Source organism: Pseudomonas donghuensis, from assembly GCF_000259195.1.
In the GTDB taxonomy this organism is placed as follows: domain Bacteria; phylum Pseudomonadota; class Gammaproteobacteria; order Pseudomonadales; family Pseudomonadaceae; genus Aquipseudomonas; species Aquipseudomonas donghuensis.
This window is the reverse complement of sequence record NZ_JH650783.1, coordinates 5,039-28,015: the sequence shown is the minus strand read 5'-3', so window position 1 is coordinate 28,015 and position 22,977 is coordinate 5,039. Positions and strand designations below refer to the sequence as shown.

15 protein-coding genes and 1 pseudogene are annotated in these 22,977 nt (G+C 62.2%); 8 read left to right on the top strand and 8 right to left on the bottom strand.

Annotated elements, in window-relative coordinates:
* Positions 1–3 precede the first annotated feature (3 nt).
* Both UW3_RS0124145 and UW3_RS0124140 read left to right on the top strand, forming a co-directional pair.
* Positions 4–1,350, top strand: coding sequence for a TolC family outer membrane protein (locus UW3_RS0124145; RefSeq protein WP_010226407.1), 1,347 nt, complete (start codon positions 4–6; stop codon positions 1,348–1,350).
* A 162-nt stretch (positions 1,351–1,512) separates the two neighbouring features.
* The gene (locus UW3_RS0124140; protein WP_010226405.1) at positions 1,513–2,679 is read left to right on the top strand and encodes a Fic family protein; all 1,167 of its coding nucleotides are present in this window, start codon (positions 1,513–1,515) and stop codon (positions 2,677–2,679) included.
* A 60-nt stretch (positions 2,680–2,739) separates the two neighbouring features.
* On the opposite strand, the gene UW3_RS0124135 is transcribed toward UW3_RS0124140, so the two are convergent.
* Together UW3_RS0124135 and UW3_RS0124130 are read right to left on the bottom strand one after the other, a co-directional pair.
* On the bottom strand, positions 2,740–4,260 hold the full coding sequence (locus UW3_RS0124135) for a nucleobase:cation symporter-2 family protein (RefSeq protein ID WP_010226403.1): 1,521 nt from the start codon (positions 4,258–4,260) through the stop codon (positions 2,740–2,742).
* Between the two features lie 262 nt (positions 4,261–4,522).
* The gene (locus UW3_RS0124130) at positions 4,523–4,888 is read right to left on the bottom strand and encodes a PilZ domain-containing protein (protein ID WP_010226401.1); all 366 of its coding nucleotides are present in this window, start codon (positions 4,886–4,888) and stop codon (positions 4,523–4,525) included.
* Positions 4,889–5,071: 183 nt separating this feature from the next.
* Between UW3_RS0124130 and UW3_RS0124125 the strand changes: the two genes are divergently transcribed.
* The 3 genes from UW3_RS0124125 (at position 5,072) to yjiA (ending at position 8,413) form a co-directional block, all read left to right on the top strand.
* Positions 5,072–7,138: a carbon starvation CstA family protein gene (locus tag UW3_RS0124125; protein WP_010226399.1), complete on the top strand. Its 2,067-nt coding sequence runs from the start codon at positions 5,072–5,074 to the stop codon at positions 7,136–7,138.
* 18 nt (positions 7,139–7,156) lie between these two features.
* Positions 7,157–7,354: a YbdD/YjiX family protein gene (locus UW3_RS0124120; protein ID WP_010226397.1), complete on the top strand. Its 198-nt coding sequence runs from the start codon at positions 7,157–7,159 to the stop codon at positions 7,352–7,354.
* 90 nt (positions 7,355–7,444) lie between these two features.
* Positions 7,445–8,413 carry a GTPase gene (yjiA, locus tag UW3_RS0124115; RefSeq protein ID WP_010226396.1) on the top strand — a complete coding sequence of 323 codons (969 nt, stop codon included), beginning with the start codon at positions 7,445–7,447 and terminating at the stop codon, positions 8,411–8,413.
* A gap of 121 nt (positions 8,414–8,534) precedes the next feature.
* Here the strand turns inward: yjiA and glyA are convergent, their stop codons facing one another.
* A complete protein-coding gene (gene glyA / locus UW3_RS0124110; RefSeq protein WP_010226395.1) occupies positions 8,535–9,788 on the bottom strand; it encodes a serine hydroxymethyltransferase in 1,254 nt (417 codons plus the stop codon).
* Between the two features lie 196 nt (positions 9,789–9,984).
* Positions 9,985–12,972 (bottom strand): annotated as a pseudogene (locus tag UW3_RS0124105) (sensor domain-containing protein); the annotation flags it as partial.
* Positions 12,973–14,082: 1,110 nt separating this feature from the next.
* Here UW3_RS0124105 and ettA point away from each other — a divergent pair.
* Positions 14,083–15,747, top strand: coding sequence for an energy-dependent translational throttle protein EttA (ettA, locus tag UW3_RS0124100; protein ID WP_010226393.1), 1,665 nt, complete (start codon positions 14,083–14,085; stop codon positions 15,745–15,747).
* 243 nt (positions 15,748–15,990) lie between these two features.
* A complete protein-coding gene (gene gdhA / locus UW3_RS0124095; RefSeq protein ID WP_010226392.1) occupies positions 15,991–17,328 on the top strand; it encodes an NADP-specific glutamate dehydrogenase in 1,338 nt (445 codons plus the stop codon).
* Here the strand turns inward: gdhA and UW3_RS0124090 are convergent.
* The 4 genes from UW3_RS0124090 to UW3_RS0124075 form a co-directional block, all read right to left on the bottom strand.
* On the bottom strand, positions 17,325–17,822 hold the full coding sequence (locus UW3_RS0124090) for a GreA/GreB family elongation factor (RefSeq protein WP_010226390.1): 498 nt from the start codon (positions 17,820–17,822) through the stop codon (positions 17,325–17,327). The two genes, gdhA and UW3_RS0124090, sit on opposite strands and share 4 nt — an antisense overlap.
* Positions 17,823–17,888: 66 nt before the next feature.
* Positions 17,889–18,245 (bottom strand): hypothetical protein, encoded by a 357-nt coding sequence (locus UW3_RS0124085; protein ID WP_010226388.1) that lies wholly within the window; start codon positions 18,243–18,245, stop codon positions 17,889–17,891.
* Between the two features lie 184 nt (positions 18,246–18,429).
* Positions 18,430–20,283 carry an Lnb N-terminal periplasmic domain-containing protein gene (locus tag UW3_RS0124080; RefSeq protein WP_010226386.1) on the bottom strand — a complete coding sequence of 618 codons (1,854 nt, stop codon included), beginning with the start codon at positions 20,281–20,283 and terminating at the stop codon, positions 18,430–18,432.
* Between the two features lie 77 nt (positions 20,284–20,360).
* The gene (locus tag UW3_RS0124075) at positions 20,361–20,849 is read right to left on the bottom strand and encodes a DUF3015 domain-containing protein (RefSeq protein ID WP_010226385.1); all 489 of its coding nucleotides are present in this window, start codon (positions 20,847–20,849) and stop codon (positions 20,361–20,363) included.
* A 277-nt stretch (positions 20,850–21,126) separates the two neighbouring features.
* Between UW3_RS0124075 and UW3_RS27630 the strand changes: the two genes are divergently transcribed.
* Positions 21,127–22,977, top strand: a 1,851-nt coding sequence (locus UW3_RS27630) for an AAA family ATPase (protein WP_010226384.1), incomplete at its 3' end; no start/stop codon positions are given.

The following is a 22,977-nucleotide window of genomic DNA, read 5'->3' as shown; positions in this document are numbered from 1 at the left end:
TCGATGCGAGTGTGGTCATGCCTGCTGTTGCTGGGCACCAGTCTGTCGGCCGCTGCGGTGGACCTTGGTGATGCCTATGCCCTGGCCCTGCGCAACGATCCGGCCTTCCATGCCGCCATCGCCGAGCGCGATGCCGGCCTTGAGAGCCGCGCCATCGGCCGGGCAGCGTTGCTGCCGAACCTGTCCTACCGCTACAACAATGCCCGCAACGATTCCGAAGTGACCCAGACCAACGCCCGCGGCAACGTCACCAGCCAGCGTGACTACCGCAGCTACTCCTCGACACTGACCGTGCAACAGCCGCTGTTCGACTACGGCGCCTGGGCCGAGTACCGCCAGGGTGTGGCCAAGGCGTTGCTGGCGGACGAGCGTTTTCGCAGCCGCAGCCAGGAGCTGGCGGTGCGGGTGTTCGCCGCCTACAGTGAGGCGCTGTTCGCCAACGAGCAGATCGCCCTGGCCCAGGCCCAGCGCCGTGCCTATGCCGAGCAATTGCAACTGAATCGGCGCTTGCTCAAGGGCGGCGAGGGTACCCGTACCGACCTGCTGGAAACCCAGGCGCGCTATGAGCTGGCCCAGGCCCAGGAAATAGAAGCCAGCGACAACCTCGATGCTGCCCTGCGTACGCTGCAGGCGATCATCGGCGAGCCGCTGGAGGTTGCCGACCTGGCGCCGTTGAATGGTGATTTCCGCGTTCAACCCTTGCAGCCACTGCGCTTCGAAAGCTGGCGGGATCTTGCCGTGGCCCACAACGCCGAACTGGCGTCCCAGCGTCACGCCCTGGTTGCCGCCGACTACGCCGTCGAGCGTCAGCGCGCCGGCCACCTGCCGACCCTGAGTGCCTATGCCAGCACCGGCAAATCCAGCTCCAGCTCCGAAAGCAGCTACGACCAGCGCTATGACACCGACAGCATCGGCATCCAGGTCAGCCTGCCGTTGTTCGCCGGCGGCGGCGTGTCGGCGGCCACCCGCCAGGCGGCTGCCGAGCGCGACAGTGCGCGCTTCAGCCTGGATGGGCAGATTGCCGACACGCTCAATCAGTTGCGCAAGCAGTTCAACCTCTGTGCCAGCAGCACGGCGAAGATCCGCGCCTATGAGTTGGCGGTCAAGTCAGCCAGCGGCTTGATCACGGCCACGCGCAAAAGCGTGGCCGGTGGCGAGCGGGTCAACCTCGACGTGCTCGATGCCGAACAGCAGTTGTACAGCGCCCGCCGCGACCTGGCGCAGGCGCGCTACGATTACCTGCGCGCCTGGTTGCAGCTGCGTTATCTGGCTGGGGTGCTGGAACCGCAGGATTTGCAGCAACTGAATGGCTACTTTGCCAGCGGCCCGGGGGATTTGGCTGCAGGCTGAGTTCAGCTTGCCATTTGACTTGCAGTAACCAAGCGTTTGACTTGGCTACTCGCCGTGTTTTGACATAATTGCTTAAGCGCTTTCTTATAAAACCCAGTATTTACAGGGCTTTCATGTGCTATTTTTTGACTTACTGAAGAAGTGCTCTTGAGATAATTCGACATGCCGACTTTCAAGCACCACGAACTGGCACTGCTTAACCCTTCCTTCGACTCGCCATTGGTGGATGTCTTGACGGAGTTTGAGCACTTACGTCGCTATCGGCTTGCTGGCACCACACCTTCCAGTCTGTTCTTCCAGCTCAAGAGCATTTTCCACCTTCTAGAGAGCTTGGGTTCGGCACGTATCGAAGGTAACCACACGACACTTGCGGACTATGTCGAAAGCAAAGTGGAGGGGACTGACTCCGCATCGGACCAGCTTCGCGAAATATCCAATATCGAAAAAGCCATGACTTTTGTCGAGGACCATTTCAATGAGGCGGATGACGTCGGTTTGCATCTGCTGCGAGAGTTGCATGCCATTACCGTCGACGACCTCGACAGGGAAGGGGATCGAACCCCTGGCAGTTTCCGCGCTGGACAGGTGCGTATCGCCCAGTCGAGCCATCTCCCGCCCGATCCGGTGCAGGTCCAAGGTTACATGGAGGAACTGGTTGCTTTCATCAATCGCAGGGATCCCCAAAAGTACGATCTGATGAAGGTTGCCATCGCTCATCATCGATTCGGTTGGATTCACCCGTTCAGCAATGGCAATGGCCGCGTGGTGCGGTTATTGACCTATGTGATGTTGATCAAATATGGATTCAACGTCGCTGCAGGTGGGCGTTTGCTCAACCCGACCGCGGTGTTTTGCAATGACCGCGAACGCTATTACGAAATGCTTGCCCAAGCGGATGCCGGTACGGCTGAAGGGCAGGAGCGGTGGTGCGAGTATGTTCTGCGGGGCATTCTGGACGAACTCAGGAAGCTTGATCGATTATTGGATTACCGTTATTTGAAACAGGCCATCCTGTCTCCAGCACTGGCCCATGCCCGTGAGCGGGCGTTGCTTACCGAGCTTGAGTACGGAGTGCTCCGGTTGCTGCTCGATAGTGACAGCGCAATTGCCAGATCGAGTGACCTGGCAGCCGCGATGCCGGGACTGAATGGCCCTCAACGTACGTATCAGATCAAGAAACTGGTTGAGCGCGGCATGCTGGTCCCGATCAAGCCCAATGCCCGCCAATACACCTTGGGCTTTTCCCACAGCTACCTTTTGCGTGGGGTTATCCGTGCGCTGACCGCCGAGGGATTCATTACCCAGCAGCTGTCATCGGCGCATCAATAACGGCGCAATAGAAAAGGCCGGTGCATAAGCACCGGCCCTGTTGAATCAAGCGCAACCCAATCAGTGCTCCGAAATCGCCTCTCGTCGCGCCGGCGGCTCTCCATGCTCGCCCTCGCTCATCACCGGTACCTCCTTGCCTTCGGCGTTGAACAGCTTGCCGTCTTCGAAGTAGTCACCATCGCGCAGGGCGGAAATGTCCGAGTAGTGGAGGGTGCGTTCGTAGGCGGCGGCGAATACCGACTGCTGGTCGGAGTTGCCGGCGGTGAAGTGGTTGAACACCAGGTTGAGCACGATCGCCATGATCGCAGCCGAGCTGATGCCGGAGTGGAAGATGGTCTCGAACCAGTTGGGGAACTGCGCGTAGAAGTTCGGCGCGGCAATCGGGATCATGCCGAAGCCCAGGGAGGCGGCAACGATGATCAGGTTGACGTTGTTCTTGTAGCTGACCTTGGACAAAGTGCGGATGCCGCTGGCGGCAACGGTGCCGAACAGCACGATGCCGGCGCCACCCAGTACCGAGGTCGGCACCGCGGCAATCACCCGGCCCATGATCGGCAGCAGGCCGAGCACCACCAGGATCACCCCGCCAGTGGCCACCACGTAGCGGCTCTTGACCCCGGTCACGGCCACCAGGCCGACGTTCTGGGCGAATGCGCTCTGGGTGAAGGAGCCGAAGATCGGCGCCAGGATGCTCGAGGCCATGTCGGCGCGCAGGCCATTGCCCAGGCGTTTGGAATCGACCTTGGTGTCGATGATTTCACCGACGGCGAGGATGTCCGCCGAGGTTTCCACCAGGGTCACCATGATCACGATGCACATCGACAGGATGGCGGCGATGTGGAAGGTCGGCATGCCGAAGTGGAACGGCGTCGGCAACGCCACCAGCGGGCCGTCGAGAACTTTGCTGAAGTCAGCCATGCCCAGCGACCAGGCGATCAGGGTGCCGATGACCATCGCCAGCAGGATCGACAGCCGCGAGATGGTCGCGCTACCCAGCTTGCTCAGGACCAGGACGATGACAAAGGTCAGGCCAGCCAGGCCGATGTTGGCCATGCTGCCGAAATCCGGCGCCTTGCTGTTGCCTCCCATCACCCAGCGTGCGGCCACCGGCATCAGGGTCAGGCCGATGGTGGTGATGACGATACCGGTGACCAGCGGCGGGAAGTACTTGGTGATCCGCGAGAACACCGGGGTAATCAGAAAACCGATCAGCGACGCCGCCATGACCGCGCCCAATACCCCGGGCAAGCCGCCACCGCCTTCACTGCTGAGGATCGCGCCCATGGTCGCCACACCGGCGAACGACACCCCTTGCACCAGCGGCAACTGGCAACCGAACCACGGCAGGCCGAGAGTTTGCAGCAGGGTTGCCAGGCCACCGGCAAACAGCGACGCGGCGATCAGCAGGCCGATATCGGCGGGGCCCAGGCCGGCTGCCTGGCCGAGGATCAGAGGCACGGCGACGATACCGCCGTACATGGTCAGAACATGCTGCAGGCCATAAGCCAGGTTGGCGCCAAGGCCCAGGTTCTCGTCTTCGGGACGCTGGGCTGAAGACGTGCTAGGGGAGGACGTATTCATGGGGCAAGTTCTCAGTTTTATTGTTGTGGCGCTACTGTAGACAAGTCCTACACATGAATGCCAGAACAATTGTATACAATTTTTAGATTTGCGTAGGAACAGTCCTACCTATGGTTTGGCTTCAGGGCTGGATGCAGAGATCGTTCCAACAGCTGCGCGCAGCCCTCGCAAGGCTGCGTGAGAAATGACAGGGAGGCTGAAAAAGCTGTCCAGATGGACAGAAAAGCAAGGGGTAGGCTGGTGGTTAGGGTGCTAACAGATTCTAATCTTCGATCAATTCCCGCAGTTCACGCATCATTTCGGGGTTGTCGGCCAGGTTGAGTTCGACCAAACGCCGCAAATGGCACGATGAATCGATATCAGTACGCAGGCAAACAAAACCCAGTCGATTGCCTTCCTCATGGCGCAGTTCCACCTGCATCCATAGCGTTACTTGCTCCCCCAGGTGGACAAGGGCCTCGAAGTCCTGGGTCAGGTCGGGGTCCCAAGGTTCTGGGCACTTGATCAGCAAGCCCTTGAGGGACAGGTCAATCAGCTCGACCGGCCAGTACCGATCGCCCTGACGCAGTTCGGTGGGGCTATCGAAGGCTACTCGCTGGAAACGTCGACGTTCTTGGGGGTCGCTCATGTTCAGGCACTCCGGGGTTCTTCCTGACTATAGCTCAGCACTTGCCAAGGCCCGCGCAAGGGCGCATAACGAGGTTTGTCCAACCCACGCTGGAGGGCTCTAGACCAACGTGGGGGCTGGCCTTTCCTGCCAGTATCGCTAGACTCGAAAGGCTGTCTTTTATCCACTAGCTGGAAGCAAACCATGAACAACAATAATAGCCTGCTACGCCACATTCCGTGGTTGGCGCTGGCAGTCATAGGAGCCTGTGCGCTGGGTGTGGTCGCCCTGCGTCGTGGCGAGGCCATCAACGCCTTGTGGATTGTCGTCGCTTCGGTGGCCATCTACCTGGTCGCCTATCGCTACTACAGCCTGTTCATCGCCACCAAGGTGATGCAGCTGGACCCACGTCGGGCCACTCCGGCGGTGCTTAACAACGACGGTCTGGACTACGTGCCGACCAACAAACACATTCTTTTCGGTCACCACTTCGCCGCGATTGCCGGTGCCGGTCCCTTGGTCGGTCCGGTGCTGGCGGCGCAGATGGGGTACCTGCCGGGCACGCTCTGGCTGATTGCCGGGGTGGTGCTGGCCGGTGCGGTACAGGACTTCATGATCCTGTTCCTCTCCACCCGCCGCAACGGCCGCTCGCTGGGCGACATGGTCCGTGAAGAGATGGGCCGGATTCCGGGCACCATTGCCCTGTTCGGCTGCTTCCTGATCATGATCATCATCCTTGCGGTGCTGGCGCTGATCGTGGTCAAGGCCCTGGCCGAGAGCCCATGGGGCATGTTCACGGTGATGGCGACCATCCCGATCGCGATGTTCATGGGCATCTACATGCGCTACATCCGCCCGGGCCATATCGGTGAGATTTCGCTGATTGGCGTGGTGCTGCTGTTGCTGTCGATCTGGCTGGGGGGCCAGGTTGCCGCCGACCCGGTCTGGGGCCCGGCGTTCACCTTCACCGGCGTGCAGATCACCTGGATGCTGGTGGGCTACGGTTTCGTTGCCGCGGTACTGCCGGTGTGGCTGGTGCTGGCACCGCGTGACTACCTGTCGACCTTTCTCAAGATCGGCACCATCGTCGGCCTGGCCATCGGTATCCTGATCATCGCTCCCGAGCTTAAAATGCCGGCGCTGACCCAGTTCACCGACGGTACCGGCCCGGTCTGGAAAGGCACCCTGTTCCCGTTCCTGTTCATCACCATCGCCTGCGGCGCGGTATCGGGCTTCCACGCGCTGATTTCTTCGGGGACCACGCCGAAACTGCTGGATAACGAAGTCAACGCCCGTTACATCGGCTACGGTGGCATGCTCATGGAGTCGTTCGTGGCGATCATGGCCATGGTTGCCGCCTCGGTGATCGAGCCAGGCGTGTACTTCGCCATGAACAGCCCGGCCGCAGTGGTTGGCGCCGACGTCGTGTCGGTGGCGCAGACCGTCAGCAGCTGGGGCTTTGCCATTTCCCCGGACGCCCTCGAAGCGGTGGCCAAGGACATCGGCGAGCACACCATCCTGGCTCGTGCCGGCGGTGCGCCGACCCTGGCGGTGGGGATCGCGCAGATCCTCCACCAGGTGCTGCCGGGTGAAAACACCATGGCCTTCTGGTACCACTTCGCGATCCTGTTCGAGGCGCTGTTCATCCTCACCGCTGTGGACGCCGGTACCCGTGCCGGGCGCTTCATGCTTCAGGACCTGCTGGGCAGCTTCGTACCTGCACTCAAACGCACCGAATCGTGGGGCGCCAACCTGCTCGCCACCGCCGGTTGCGTGGCGCTGTGGGGTTACCTGCTGTACCAGGGCGTGATCGATCCGCTGGGCGGCATCAACACCTTGTGGCCGCTGTTCGGCATCTCCAACCAGATGCTCGCCGGCATCGCCCTGATGCTCGGCACCGTGGTGCTGATCAAGATGAAGCGCCAACGCTACATGTGGGTCACCCTGGTGCCTGCGGTATGGCTGCTGATCTGCACCACCACTGCCGGCTTCATCAAGCTGTTCGACCCGAACCCGGCAGTCGGCTTCCTGGCCCTGGCCAACAAGTACAGCGCGGCGCTCGACGCCGGGCAGGTGCTGGCCCCGGCCAAGGACATCGGCCAGATGCAGCACGTGATTTTCAACGCCTACACCAACGCGGCCCTGACCGGCCTGTTCCTGTTCGTGGTCTTCAGCATTCTGTTCTTCGCCCTCAAGGTCGGCATCGCTGCCCTGGGCAAAAAAGAGCGGACTGACAAAGAGTCCCCGTTCCAGGCCCTGCCGGATGCGTAACCGAAGAGGAATGCAGTGATGTTCAACGATCTCGGTCGACTGGGTAAGTACCTGGGGCAGGCAGCCCGCCTGATGGTCGGCATGCCCGACTACGACAACTACGTCGAGCATATGCAGACCAAGCACCCGGACAAGCCGGTGATGACCTACGAGGAGTTCTTCCGCGAACGCCAGGAGGCTCGTTACGGCGGCAAGGGTGGGCCCAAGTGCTGTTGAAAAGCGGCATGCAAGGCAAGTGACAAAGCTGTGGGAGCCTGGTTCGCGCCGGGCTCCCACAGTCATTTTCAGCGTTCAGGAGTATTCGGTTTGTTATCTCCCATTCCCGTCACCGTACTCAGTGGCTTTCTCGGCGCCGGCAAGACCACCTTGCTGCGTCACCTGCTCAAGGCCGAGCATGGCCTGAAGATCGCCGTCATCGAAAACGAATTCAGCGATGCCGGCATCGATTCGCAGTTGCTGGGCGATGAACCGGTGCAGGTCATGACCCTGGCCAACGGTTGCGTGTGCTGCAGCATCCACACCGACCTGACCAAAGCGCTGTACCTGCTGCTCGAGCGCCTGGACAGCGGCGAGATCGCCTTTGACCGCCTGGTAATCGAGTGCACGGGCCTGGCCGACCCGGCGCCGGTGGCGCAAACCTTCTTCATCGACGAAGAACTGCGCGAGCGCTACCTCCTCGACGGCATCATCACCCTGGTGGATGCGGCGCACGCTGAGTTGCACCTGACCCAGACCATTGCCCAGGCGCAGATCGGCTTTGCCGACCGCCTGCTGGTGAGCAAGACCGACCTGGTCGATGGCGCCAGCTTCCAGGCCCTGAGCGAGCGCCTGGGGCGGATCAACCGTCGTGCGCCGATTCGGGTGGTGGAGCATGGCAAGATCGACCTGGCCGAATTGCTCGATGTGCGCGGCTTCAACCTCAATGCCGACCTGGGTGGCGGTTTGAGCCTGCGCCCGGTCGTGCAGACGGCGACGCCGGATCGGATCTCCAGCCTGGTGCTGCGCACCGATACGCCGCTGGACATTGATCGCCTCAGCGACTTCATGAACCAGTTGCTGGAGGAACACGGCAAGCAGCTGCTGCGCTACAAGGGCGTGCTGAACATTGCCGCAGAGGAGCGGCGCCTGGTGTTCCAGGGCGTGCTCAAGCTTTATGGCTTTGACTGGGATACTGAGTGGGCAGAGGGGGAAGTGCGCGAGAGTGTGATGGTGTTCATTGCCGACGATTTGCCGGAGGCGAAGATTCGCGAAGGGTTTGAGGCTTTGACTCTGTAGGAGCGGGCTTGCCCCGCGATGCGATGGTGCGATCACTATTGCATCGCGGGGCAAGCCCGCTCCTACAGGTACAAAAAAGCCCGGCTCTTGAGCCGGGCTTTTTCACATCATGACGCTGTGCTTACTTGCCGTATACCGGCAGCTTGGCGCAGATGGCCTTGACCTTCTCGCGAACGGCGTCGATCACCGCTTCGTTGTTCAGGTCGGCGAGGATGTCGCAGATCCAGCCAGCCAGTTCTTTACACTCGGCCTCTTTGAAGCCACGAGTGGTCACGGCCGGGGTGCCGAAGCGCAGGCCGGAGGTGACGAACGGCGAACGTGGGTCGTTTGGAACCGAGTTCTTGTTGACGGTGATGAAGGCGCGACCCAGGGCGGCGTCGGCGTCTTTACCGGAGATTTCCTGCTTGATCAGCGACAGCAGGAACAGGTGGTTCTGGGTACCGCCGGAAACCACGTCGAAACCGCGCTCGATGAACACGCCGGCCATGGCCTGGGCGTTTTTCACCACTTGTTGCTGGTAGGCCTTGAACTCAGGCTGCAGTGCTTCCTTGAAGCAGATGGCCTTGGCGGCGATCACGTGCTCCAGTGGGCCGCCCTGAGCGCCCGGGAATACCGCGGAGTTCAGCTTCTTCTCGATCTCGGCGTTGGCGCGGGCGAGGATCAGGCCACCACGTGGACCGCGCAGGGTCTTGTGGGTAGTGGTGGTGACCACGTCGGCGAATGGCACCGGGTTCGGGTACACGCCTGCAGCGACCAGGCCGGCAACGTGGGCCATGTCGACGAACAGGTAGGCACCGACCTTGTCGGCGATTTCGCGGAAGCGTGGGAAGTCGAGGATCTGCGAGTAGGCCGAGAAGCCGGCAACGATCATCTTCGGCTTGTGCTCGAGCGCCAGGCGCTCGACTTCGTCGTAGTCGATCAGGCCGTTGGCGTCGATGCCGTACTGGATGGCGTTGTACAGTTTGCCCGAGGAGCTGACGTTGGCGCCGTGGGTCAGGTGACCACCGTGGGCCAGGCTCATGCCCAGGATGGTGTCACCGGCCGACAGCAGGGCCAGGTAGACGGCGCTGTTGGCTTGCGAACCGGCGTGCGGCTGGACGTTGGCGTAATCGGCGCCGAACAGTTCCTTGGCACGGTCGATGGCCAGTTGCTCGACCACGTCGACGTATTCGCAACCGCCGTAGTAGCGCTTGCCCGGATAGCCTTCGGCGTACTTGTTGGTCAGCACCGAGCCTTGGGCTTCCATGACAGCGGGGCTTGTGTAGTTTTCCGAGGCGATCAGCTCGATATGTTCTTCCTGGCGCTGAGCTTCTTGCTCCATGGCGGCAAAGAGATCGGCGTCGTACTTGGCAATGGTCAAATCACGGCTGAACATGGCGGTCCTCAAGGATCGTGCTGAAATAGGCGGGCATTCTACCTCATCAGCTTTTGTCTGGCATATGAAAGGGCATCATGTCGCAGACAAATGGGGCTCATGAGCGACAAGCTGCAAGCTTCAAGCGGCAAGTCAAAGGCCGAACGCGTAACGCTTCTAACTTGCCGCTTGTAGCTTAAGGCTTGCAGCTTCCTGCCTACTCGAACATGAACAAGGTTTCGTTGCTGAATTGCGCCTCGAACTGATGCGCCGGCATCGGCCGCCCGAACAGGTAACCCTGCACCTCGTCACAGCCGTGCTCACGGAGGAACTCCAACTGCTCGTGGGTTTCCACGCCCTCGGCGATCACCGCCAGGTTCAGGCTGTGGGCCATGGCGATGATCGCCCGGGCAATCTGCGCATCCTGTTCACCCTCGGGCAGGCCGTCAACGAAGGTGCGGTCGATCTTCAGCACGTCGATGGGGAACTGCTTGAGGTAGTTGAGCGACGAATAGCCGGTGCCGAAGTCGTCGACCGCGATGCTCAGGCCGAGGTTCTTCAGGCTGTCGAGGATCACCATGGCCTCGTTGACCTCGCGCATCAGGATACTTTCGGTCAGTTCCAGCTCCAGGCACGCCGGCGGCAGGCCGGTTTCCTTGAGGATGGTGGCGATGCGCTCGCCCAACTGGCCGTCGGAGAACTGGCGCGCCGAGATGTTCACCGAGACCTTCGGCACCCGCACCTTGGCCTGGTGCCAGGCCTTGAGCTGGCGGCTGGCCTCCTTGAGTACCCAATCGCCGACATCGACCACCAGGCCGAGCTCCTCGATCACCGGGATGAAGTCCCCTGGCGGCACCAGCCCGCGCCGCGGATGGCGCCAGCGCAGCAGCGCCTCGGCGCCGGTCAGGCGCTTGCCGTCGCCGCTGAACTGCGGTTGGTAATAAAGGATGAACTCGTTCTGCTCCAGGGCGTGGCGCAGGTCGCTTTCCAGCTCCAGGCGCTCCAGGGCACTGGCGTTCATGTCGGCCTGGTAGAACTGGAAATTGTTCTTGCCGCGCTCCTTGGCGTGGTACATGGCGGTGTCGGCGTTCTTCATCAGCTGGCTGAGCTCGCTGCCATCCTGCGGGCTGAGGGCGATGCCGATACTGGCGGTGACGAAGAACTCGCGGTTCTCCAGCACGAACGGTCGCACCAGGCTGCCGAGAATCTGTTCGGCCACGTGAATGGCGCGGTTCAAGGCCATTTCCCGGGTGGCGCGCGGTTGCAGCAGCAAGGTGAATTCATCGCCACCCATGCGCGCCACGGTGTCGTCGTCATCGACGCAGTCGAGCAGGCGCTCGGCCATGTCCTTGAGCATGCGATCGCCCGCGGCATGGCCGAGGGAGTCGTTGATCGGCTTGAAGCGGTCGAGGTCGAGGAACATCAGCACCACCCAGGCCTTGTGCCGATCGGCTTGCTGCAGGGCCGTATGCAGGCGGTCCTGGAACAGGGTGCGGTTGGGCAGGTGGGTCAGGGCATCGTAGTAGGCCAGGCGGTGGATGCGCTGTTCACTGGCCTTGCGCTCGCTGATGTCGGTAAAGAAGCACACGTAGCTGGCCAGGTCGCCTTCATCGTCGAGCACCGCGGTGATGCCGACCCAGGCCGGGTAGTGTTCACCGTTGCGGCGCTTGAGCCACACTTCGCCTTCCCAGGTGCCGCGCTGGTGCAGCTGCTTGAGCACGTAGCGCAGGTGGGCATCCTGATGCTCATCGACGGTCAGCAGGCTCGGCAACTGGTCCAGTACATCGGCTACGGCGTAGCCACTGACGCGGCTGAAGGCTTCGTTGGCCTGGACGATGTAACCGGCCGGGTCGGTGATGAGGATCGCCGAGGTCGAGTGCTCGAATACCGTGGCGGCCATGCGCAGGTCTTTCTCGGCGCGGCGTTGCTGGCTGATGTCGCGGCCGACGCCAAGGATGCCTTCGAAGCGCTCCTGGTCATCCCAGACCAGCACCAGGCGCAGCTCGATCGGGATCTTGCGGCCATCGGCGCGCAGGCAGTCGAACAGAAACAGCTGGGTCGGCAATTGGGTGCGCAACTGCTCCAGCTGTTCGGGGTCGCCGAGGGCCTTGTTGACCCGCTCGACCAGGCTGTAGATGCCGGTGAGCTGGGCCGGGTTGGCGATGGTCGAATGCCAGCCGTTTTCGATGATCCACTCCACTTCAAAGCCCAGGACCGCCTGGATCGACGGGCTGACGTAGTTCAGTTGCAGTTGGCTGTCGGTGGAGAAGATCACGTCGCTGATGCTTTCAGCGAGCATGCGGTAGCGTTGTTCGCTGTCGCGCAGGGATTCGCTGGCCTCGATCTGCTCGGTAACGTCCTTGCCGACGCCGATGATCCGCGTCACGCAACCTGCGCTGTTGCGGGTCAGGGCCTGTTCGCGAATGTCGAAGCGGCGCCAGCACTGGTCGTGGTGGCGCAAACGCAGCTGGCAATGCAGTTGCTCGACATAACCCGAGTGGCGTTGTTGCTGGCGCAATTGCCGGTACAGCTGGGCATCGTCCGGGTGCAGCAGCAACTCCCAAAAATGATCGCCCATCTTCGCCAGCTCCGCGCGGCTGTAGCCCAGGGTCTGGCCGAGGTTGCGGTTGCTGAAGATCATCAGCTGGCTTTGCACATCCTGCACGTACAGCTGGTCAGGCACGGTGCGCACCACGTCCGACCAGAAGCTTTCGCGTTCGAGCAACGACAGCTCGACCTGCTTGCGGCTGGTGATATCGCTGATGCTGAGGATCACCGCCTGATAATCACGGCGCTGCTGCGGGAAGCGCACCATCAGCCACAGGTGCAGGTCCTCGCCATCCGCCGTCGGCAGGCGTACCTCCAGCTCCAGCTGTTGCTGGTTGTCGAGGATCGCCCCGAGCAGCTGGACGCCGATACCGTCGCTGTCGGTCTGCGAACCTTCGACCAGGCGCTGCCAGGCACTGTCACAGCAATTGACGCCGAGCAGTTGCAGGGCCACCTGATTGACTTCGGTGACTTTCAGTTCTTGCAGCAGCACCCGGCGCAAAGGCTGGTCGAACGCCAGGCGCTGTTCCAGGGCCGGGCGGCTGCGCAGGCGATACCGCTCGAGCTGACCGGGCAGGCCGGAGAGGTCGAGCACGCACAGCGCGACCCCGGTACCTTCGAAAATGTCGTGGTAGCGCCGACGGCTTTCCTGCAGCAGGCGATGCCGGCGGCGCATGTTGATCAAGGCCAGCAGCGGTATCAGTGCGCAGAACAGCCCCAGTACGCATTTGCCGATCAGTGCCGGCAACAGTTGCTGGCGGGCAAGGCCTGCATCGAACAGGCCGCGCAACTGCCAGGTGCTGTTGTCGAGAAACGCCAGCATCACGCTTTGCAGCGGCTCATCGCTGCCGGGAGTCGGTTGATGGCGGTTGATGATGTCGCCGGTACGGCTGTTTTCCAGCAACCACAAGGGGTGGTTGGGCCGGTCCAGGTGGGTGGTCAGGTCGCTGTAGTAGCTCGGCGCCAGGCGCAGGAACCAGTAGCCGCTGGGCGCTTCGCCCGGCTGGCGCAGCAACAGGTAGACCTGCTGGTTATCGGCGCTGTTGCTGTAATAGTAGTCGCGCCCCTGGTTCAGCCGCAGCAGCTCGTCCAGCACCTGGTAATCGGGGCTGGCGTTCAGGCTGTCGGCCTGTAGACTGCCGTCGGCGCCGATCCAGGCGACACTGAGCAGGTTCGGCTGTTGCTGGCGCAACTGGGCGATGACTTTTGGCAGGTGTTCCGGGCCAGGCGACACGCGGTATTGCTGGAACTGATTGAGCGCCACCTGGGCCTTGAGCGCCATGTTCAGGCTCATGTGATCGGCGAGCTCGGCACTGTCGTTCAAGCTTTGCTGATACTGGTCAGCCTGGGTATGACGGAACTGGGCAATCAACTGCCACAGCAGCAGGCCGAGCAGCAACAGCACCAACAGGGCCAGCGCGCCTTTCAATGAACCGCGCAGCGGCGAGCCTGACGCAGTGGCCGGCTTGCGCAGGGATGACGGCTGAGAGAGATTGGTCAAACGTTGATCCTGCGGTATGGCTGGATGGCAGGTTTAGAGCTGCTGGTTGGCAAGTGCCGCGTTCCTGGCGACGGCTCCGGTTGCGCACTATAAGCCGGACGCCCGAAGGGCGGCTAGCATGCCCGCAAACGTGGCAAAGTGCCAGCCCTGTTCGTCGGCGGTTTGCCCAACCCGGCGCATTACGGTAGCTTTGGCCCTTTCCTGGGGGCTACGGCTTCCTTCATCTGTATCGTCCTTATTTTTTCGTCTCTGACGCTAGGTTTATCCATGGCTCAATACGTCTATACCATGCATCGGCTGGGCAAGGTTGTCCCGCCGAAGCGGGAAATCCTGAAGAACATCTCCCTGTCGTTTTTCCCCGGCGCCAAGATCGGCGTGCTCGGCCTCAACGGCTCGGGTAAATCCACCCTGCTGAAAATCATGGCGGGTGTAGACACCGAGTTCGACGGCGAAGCCCGTCCGATGCCCGAACTGAACATCGGCTACCTGCCGCAGGAGCCCCAGCTGGACCCGGCCAAGACCGTGCGTGAAGTGGTCGAGGAAGCGGTCAGTGTGATCAAGGACGCCCAGGCCCGCCTGGACGAAGTCTACGCCGCCTACGCCGAGCCGGATGCCGACTTCGACAAGCTGGCTGCCGAACAGGCCAAGCTTGAAGCCATCCTCCAGGCCAGCGATGGCCACAACCTCGAGCGTCAGCTGGAAGTGGCCGCCGACGCCCTGCGCCTGCCGGCCTGGGAAGCCAAGGTCGAGCACCTGTCCGGTGGTGAGAAGCGCCGTGTGGCCCTGTGCCGTCTGCTGCTGTCGGCCCCTGACATGCTCCTGCTCGACGAACCGACCAACCACCTGGATGCCGATTCCGTCGCCTGGCTGGAGCATTTCCTCCACGACTTCCCGGGTACCGTGGTTGCCATTACCCACGACCGTTACTTCCTCGACAACGTCGCCGGCTGGATCCTCGAACTCGACCGCGGCGCCGGTATTCCGTACGAAGGCAACTATTCGGGCTGGCTGGAAGCCAAGTCCGATCGTCTGGCCCAGGAATCCAAGCAGCAGTCGGCCCACGAAAAGGCCATGAAGGAAGAACTGGAGTGGGTGCGCAAAGGCGCCAAGGCCCGTCAGTCCAAATCCAAGGCCCGTCTGCAACGCTTCGAAGAAATGCAGTCGCAGGAGTTCCAGAAGCGCAGCGAGACCAACGAGATCTACATCCCGGCCGGTCCACGCCTGGGTGACAAGGTCATCGAGTTCAAGAACGTCACCAAGGGCTATGGCGATCGCGTGCTGATCGACAACCTGTCGTTCTCCATGCCAAAAGGCGCCATCGTCGGCGTGATCGGTGGCAACGGTGCCGGTAAATCGACCCTGTTCCGCATGCTGATGGGCAAGGAACAGCCGGACTCGGGCAGCATCGAGATCGGTGAAACCGTGCAACTGGCTTGCGTTGACCAGAGCCGCGAAGACCTCGACGGCAACAAGACTGTGTTCCAGCAGATCTCCGACGGCTCCGACCAACTGCGCATCGGCACCTACGAGATTCCGTCGCGCACCTACGTGGGCCGTTTCAACTTCAAGGGCGGCGATCAGCAGAAGTTCGTCAAGGATCTCTCCGGTGGTGAGCGCGGTCGTCTGCACCTGGCCCTGACCCTGAAAGAGGGCGCCAACGTCCTGCTGCTCGACGAACCGTCCAACGACCTCGACGTCGAAACCTTGCGTTCGCTGGAGGAAGCCCTGCTGGACTTCCCGGGCGCCGCCATCGTGATCTCTCACGATCGCTGGTTCCTGGACCGTGTGGCCACCCACATCCTCGCTTACGAAGACGATTCGCAGGCGGTGTTCTTCGAAGGCAACTACACCGAGTACGAAGCCGATCGCAAGAAGCGCCTGGGCGAAGCCGCTGCTCAGCCGCACCGGGTACGGCACAAAAAACTGGCATAACCCTCAGGGCTGTGCACTGGAACGGGGCCTTCGGGTCCCGTTTTTTTTGCCTGGATTTGTGTCGAATTCATCGCTGGCAAGCCAGCTCCCACAGATTTAGCGCTGAAAGATGAAGTGTATACACTTATACAAATGCACCATTTAATTTCATAAAAACGACATTTCGCCCTGTTGCGGTGCGGTGGCTTCTTGGTACAGTCGGGGAAAAAACCAATAAGCCCACTCCATCTGGTGAATGTCTACATGATCGAATCTGTCGAAGATTTCCTCGCTCGCCTCAAGCAACGCGACCCGGCCCAGCCTGAGTTCCATCAGGCCGTCGAAGAGGTGCTGCGCAGCCTCTGGCCGTTCCTCGAAGCCAATCCTCATTACCTGCAGGCCGGTATCCTCGAGCGTATGGTCGAGCCGGAGCGGGCGGTCCTGTTCCGCGTGTCGTGGGTCGATGACCAGGGCAAGGTCCAGGTCAACCGCGGCTACCGCATCCAGATGAGCAGTGCCATCGGCCCGTACAAGGGCGGCCTGCGTTTCCACCCCTCGGTGAACCTCGGCGTGCTGAAGTTCCTGGCTTTCGAGCAGGTGTTCAAGAACTCCCTGACCTCGCTGCCCATGGGCGGCGGCAAGGGCGGCTCGGACTTCGATCCGAAGGGCAAGAGCGATGCCGAGGTCATGCGCTTCTGCCAGGCGTTCATGAGCGAGCTGTACCGCCACATTGGCGCCGACCTCGACGTGCCGGCCGGTGATATCGGCGTCGGCGCCCGCGAGATCGGTTTCCTGTTCGGCCAGTACAAGCGCCTGGCCAACCAGTTCACCTCGGTGCTGACCGGCAAGGGCATGACCTACGGCGGCAGCCTGATTCGCCCGGAAGCCACCGGCTACGGCTGCGTGTACTTCGCCGAAGAGATGCTCAAGCGCCAGGACCTGCGCATCGACGGTCGCCGGGTGGCCATTTCCGGCTCCGGCAACGTTGCCCAGTATGCCGCGCGCAAGGTCATGGACCTGGGCGGCAAGGTGATCTCGTTGTCCGACTCCGAAGGCACGCTGTACTGCGAAGCCGGCATGAGCGATGAGCAGTGGGATGCGCTGATGGAGCTGAAAAACGTCAAGCGTGGCCGGATCAGCGAGCTGGCCGAACGTTTTGGCCTGGAGTTCCGCAAGGGCCAGCGCCCCTGGACCCTGGCCTGCGACATCGCCCTGCCATGCGCGACCCAGAACGAACTGGACGCCGAAGACGCCCGCACCCTGCTGCGCAACGGCTGCATCTGCGTGGCCGAGGGCGCCAACATGCCGACCACCCTCGAGGCTGTGGATATCTTCATCGAAGCCGGCATCCTCTTCGCTCCGGGCAAGGCCTCCAACGCCGGTGGCGTGGCCGTCAGTGGCCTGGAGATGTCGCAGAACGCCATGCGCCTGTTGTGGACCGCCGGTGAAGTGGACAGCAAGCTGCACAACATCATGCAATCGATCCACCATGCCTGCGTGCACTACGGCGAAGAGAACGGCCGGATCAACTACGTGAAGGGCGCCAACATCGCCGGCTTCGTCAAGGTTGCCGATGCCATGCTGGCCCAGGGCGTGGTTTAAGCTTCCGGCTCGATGGCGACGATCTCGATTCGCAGATCCCCTGCCGGTCGTCGCCACAGCACCTCATCACCGGGCGCGGCTCCCAGCAACGCCCGGCCCAGAGGTGAACCCCAGTTGATCAGGCCGCTGGCGGCATAGGCCTGGTCTTCACCGACCAGTTGCACCTGATGCTGCTGGCCCTGCTCATCGACAAACAGTACCCGGCTGCCGATCTGCACCTTTTCATGGGAAGTGGCGGGGGCGACGACCTGGGCGCTTTGCACCCGGGCGCTGAAGTAGCGCAGGTCGCGTTCGATTTCGGCCAGGCGCTGCTGGTCAGCCTGATCGCCCTGGCTCAGGAGTTCGCTGCGCAAGCTGTTCAGCTCGGCGAGCCGTTGTTGCAGCAGGGTCAGGCCGCAGGCGGTAACATGGTTGGGCTGCTCGCTGATCCGGCGTTCCACCGGCTGGCTGGCCTGGGCGGCGGCCTGGTCTTCGTTGACGAATGCTCGGCTCATGAGGGCCTCCTTTCATGGGAGACCATGCTGACAGCCCGGTGGTTGCATCGGATGTCCGATTGCGACCTACTTGCGTCGATAGGCGCGCGCGGCATCCCGATCCTTTTCTTCCTGCCACTGCTCATCGCGGTCATCCCAGTGTCGGGCGCGGTATTCCTGCAGGTCCTGGTTCTCCTGCATGGCGTGGCACTGGCGAAAGCCATCGTCCCAGCCGGACTCGTACTGACGGTTGTGCAGGTAGCGCGGCACGTCCTTGCGAAAATCCCCGGCCATCACCCCGGCGGCCTGGCGACCGCTGCTGCAACCGTCCTGGAAACCATCGGCGTAGGCCGGTGGATAACCCTGATTGATCAGTTGCTCGTGGGTTGTCTGGCAACCTGTGAGCACGCCCATTACCACCATGACCAGCCAATACCGCCGCATGTTCAAACTCTCCGCTTGCCAGGGAAAGTCTAGGTGGGGAATTGTCGCTGGCGTGTCAAAAGGATGTGATCAGGGCATTGGCGCTGCTGCGCAGCCCATCGCCGGCAAGGCCGGCCCCCACACTGGACCGTGTACACCTGACCTGTGGGTGCTGGCTTTGCCAGCGATGCAAGGCGCAGCCTTGCTAATACTGGTACCACTTCAATTCCAGCATCACCTCGTTCTGCGCCGACGCCAACTTGCTGAAGTCGCGGCTGGCACTGAGCCGCAGGCCCAGATCGCGGGACAATTCCCACTGCTGGTTCAAGCTCAGGCTACGCCGCACCTCGCCGTTGGTGAAGTAGTCGGCCTTGGCCTCGACACTCAGGTTGCCCAGCGGATTGCGCCACAGCAGCCCGGTGTTGAACCCCGCTGCCGGGGCGATGAAACCGGAAAAGTCATTGTTGTGCTCGACCCGCACCGTGCCCAGGGCAAAACCAAGCAGGTCATCGGCCAACTGCCAGGTACCGCCGGCGCCGCCGTTGACGTGGCTGACCAGCACCTCATCGCCATGCTTGCCCAGCACCCGCTCCAGCCCCCCGGCGACCTGCCACGACCAGGGTTGCAGCAAGGCATTGCGCGGGGTCAGCGAGCGGATGGTGGCCAGGTCCAGGCGTTGCACCTGCCAGTCGTTGCCTTCGTACTGGCGCAGCTTGAGCTGAAGGATCTCGATCTGCGCGCCGAGGGGAAAGCCGTAGGCGTTGTCGTTGAGGTCGTGATAGGCCATGCGCAGGCCATACTCGGCATAGGCGCGATCATCGCGGCTACCCAGGCCCAACTGCCAGGTGCGCGACTGATGGCCGTCTTCAGGCAGTCCCGGGCGTTCGATTTCAAGCTCCGGCGGCGGGTTGCGGTTAATCGCCCGCAGCAGCTCGAAGCTGCGTTTGCTGCGTGCCGGGTCGCGCTCCTGGCCGTTGGCCCGGTAACGCTCCAGGCGATAGGCGGCGTCCTGTACCAGGGCCTGGCGCTCGCGCGGCAGGGCGGTGAATTCGGGGCTTTGCAGTTGGGCGGTGTCGGCACTGACCGCCAGCACCTGCTGTTGCTCGCCGGCATCCAGCGGTTTGGCCCGCTCCAGCAGCTCACGTTCGCGTGACGGCCGGTAGTCGATGCGTTCGACCAGGCCGGACTGCTTGACGGCCTTGACCGTGTCGGTGGGAATCGCGGTCAACGGGAACTGCGAGGTCAGGTCCAGGCTCGGGCGTGCCACTTGCAGCAGTTCGAGCAAGCGATAGGAGCAGTTTTCGTCGAAGAAGAAATAGTCGAACTGGATCTGCTTGAGTTCCCAGACATGCTCGACCATGCGCCCGGTTTCTTCCGGGGTCAGGTTCAGCCGGTATTCCCACAGGTCGCGGTTTTCCAGGCTGCGGTACTCGGAGAGCTTTTCCTGGTAGGGCACCAGGGCGAACAGGCCCGGGTAGCCGCCCATCAGGCCCTTCCAGGCATAGAGGATGCTGTTGTCGCTGCCCTCGATATAGGCGCCGAAGTTGATCGCATAGCTGAGCAGGGCGGTTGCGTTGCTCTGCACGTCGGCCTGGTCGATCCGCAACAGGGTGTGGCCGAACATCGACGACGGGCTGTTCAGGTAGGCGGCCGGAAAGATCATCACCGCGCTGTGCGGTGAGACGTCCTTGAACCACTGAGTGTATTCCTGGCAGTCCGGGGTTGGCAGGTCGCTGAGTTGCAACTGCTCGCGCAACCAGCGGGTACGCGCCGGGAACACGCACTGGGCGTGTTTGTTGCCGAGGCTCGCCGGGGCATACAGCGCCTGGACGGTGGCGCGCAGCTCCTGGTCCGGGTGATGGGCGCCGTCTGCGGCGAGAAAGAAGCGCTGGTCGTCGACGTAGCTGCGCCAACCGCCAAGCTTGGCCGTCTCGTAGTGACCGAGGGCGATCCAGTAGCGCTCGGCCGCCAGTTGCTTCAGGCGTGCGTCATCGAATGTAGGGGCAGCATGCAGCGGGGCGCAGGCACAGAGCGCCAGGTAGGCAAGGCGTTTGAGCATGTCGGGCAACTAAGTCTGAATGATGCCGATAGAGGCGGACAACAACCCGCCCCGGTGACGGGGCGGGTGGGCCGAGCTTAAGCCTGGGTGGCGTATTTGGCCAGGCGCGGGTCGCTTTTCAGCACCGCGAGGGTGTTGCTGTGCACGTCTTCAGCCGTGACATCGGCGGTCTTGAAGATGTCCTGGAAGTGTTGATGGGTAACCGCGGCGAAGTGCGCGCGATCTTCCGGGGCAACGCCCAGCACCACGGCATAGGTGGTCAGTGCTTCACCTTGACCCTTGGCCATGTCCTCGGAGAGTTCGTTCATCATACCGTTCATGGCGAACCATGATTTACCGCCATAGGTCAGCGCAGAGTTGGTCGAGCAGCCGTTGGTGCCCGAGGTCATGCCGAAAGTGGCGTTGCCGGACGTGCCGTTGGTGGTGGAGGCCAGGAAGTGGGCCGGTGTCCCGCGTTGGCCCTCGAACAGCATGTTGCCCCAGCCGCAGTCCGGTCCGCCAGGCGCCTGGGCCATGGCATTGAGGGAAACCGCAGTGAACAGAGTACCCAGAAGAATCCGTTTCATAGCATTGTTCTCTTTCTAGAAGTACATACCAAAGGTCAGGGTTGTCTGGCATATCTGTAGGACCAGTTGCCAGGGCGGGTCGGTTATTTACCCAGCCGCGCAGTTTGGAGTTTAGGCACGATCTAAGGGTTGCGTGATTTATTGCGAAAGATTGCCTGAAAATGTTGACGTAGATCGGCTTTTCGCCCCTACGACAATTCGCAGCGATGAGCCTTGCAAGGCGTACGCGCACGGCGCCAGAATGCTGACATCTGCCCCGCCGAAGTAAGGAAGCCCGATGCCCGATCCTGTCGCTGCGAGCCTGCGTCTTGCGCCCGAAGCCCTGACCCGGCCGTTTTCCGCTGAACAGTTCGCTTTTTCCACCACCAATGATCTGGAGCCTTTTCGCGGTGTGCTTGGCCAGGAGCGTGCGGTCGAAGCCTTGCAGTTCGGCGTCGCCATGCCGCGCCCTGGTTACAACGTATTTGTCATGGGCGAGCCCGGCACTGGCCGTTTCTCGTTCGTCAAACGCTACCTGAAGGCGGAAGGCAAACGCCTGCATACGCCCTCGGACTGGGTTTATGTCAACAACTTCGACGAGCCACGCGAGCCGCGCGCCCTGGAGTTGCCGCCAGGCAGCGCCGGGGCGTTCATCAGCGACATCGGTGGCCTGATCGACAACCTGCTGGCGACTTTCCCGGCGGTCTTCGAGCACCCGTCCTACCAGCAGAAGAAGAGCGCCATCGATCGCGCCTTCAACCAGCGCTACGACCGCGCCCTGGATGTGATCGAGCGCGCCTCACTGGAAAAGGACGTAGCCCTGTACCGCGACAGCAGCAACGTCGCCTTCACCCCGATGGCCGACGGCAAGGCGCTGGACGAAGCCGAATTCGCCCAGTTGCCGGAAGCCGAGCGTGAGCGTTTCCACGACGACATCGCCGCCCTGGAGGAGCGCCTCAACGAAGAGCTGGCGAGCCTGCCGCAATGGAAGCGCGAGTCGAGCAACCAGCTACGCCACCTCAACGAAGAAACCATCACCCTGGCCTTGCAGCCATTGCTGGCGCCGCTGTCTGAAAAGTACGCAGAAAACGCCGCCGTTTGCGCTTATCTGCAGGCCATGCAGGTGTACCTGCTGCGCACCGTGGTCGAGCAATTGGTCGATGACAGCAAGACCGATGCCCAGGCGCGCAAGCTGCTCGAAGAGCAGTACTCGCCAAGCCTGGTGGTCGGCCATCACGCCAGCGGCGGCGCGCCGGTGGTGTTCGAGCCGCACCCGACCTACGACAACCTGTTTGGCCGTATCGAATACAGCACCGACCAGGGGGCGCTGTACACCACGTACCGGCAACTGCGCCCCGGGGCCTTGCACCGGGCCAACGGCGGTTTCCTGATTCTTGAGGCCGAGAAGATGCTCGGCGAGCCGTTTGTCTGGGACGCGCTCAAGCGCGCCCTGCAGTCGCGCAAGCTGAAGATGGAATCGCCCTTGGGCGAGTACGGCCGCCTGGCTACCGTGACCCTCAATCCGCAGATGATCCCGCTGAATATCAAAGTGGTGATCATCGGCGCGCGGCAGCTGTACTACGCCCTGCAGGATCACGATCCGGACTTCCAGGAAATGTTCCGGGTACTGGTCGATTTCGACGAAGACATCCCCATGGTCGACGAGAGCCTGGAGCAGTTCGCCCAGTTGCTCAAGACCCGCACCAGCGAAGAGGGCATGGCGCCGCTGAGCGCTGATGCGGTGGCGCGCCTGGCCACCTACAGCGCGCGCCTGGCCGAGCACCAGGGGCGTTTGTCGGCGCGCATCGGCGACCTGTTCCAACTGGTCAGCGAGGCGGACTTCATCCGCCACCTGGCCAACGACGAAATGACCGACGCCGGGCACATCGAACGTGCCCTCAAGGCCAAGGCCACCCGCACTGGCCGCGTGTCGGCGCGGATTCTCGACGACATGCTGGCCGGCATCATCCTGATCGACACCGACGGTGCCGCGGTGGGCAAGTGCAACGGCCTGACCGTACTCGAAGTCGGCGATTCGGCATTCGGTATCCCGGCGCGGATTTCCGCCACGGTCTACCCGGGTGGCAGCGGCATCGTCGACATCGAGCGCGAGGTCAACCTTGGTCAGCCGATCCACTCCAAGGGGGTG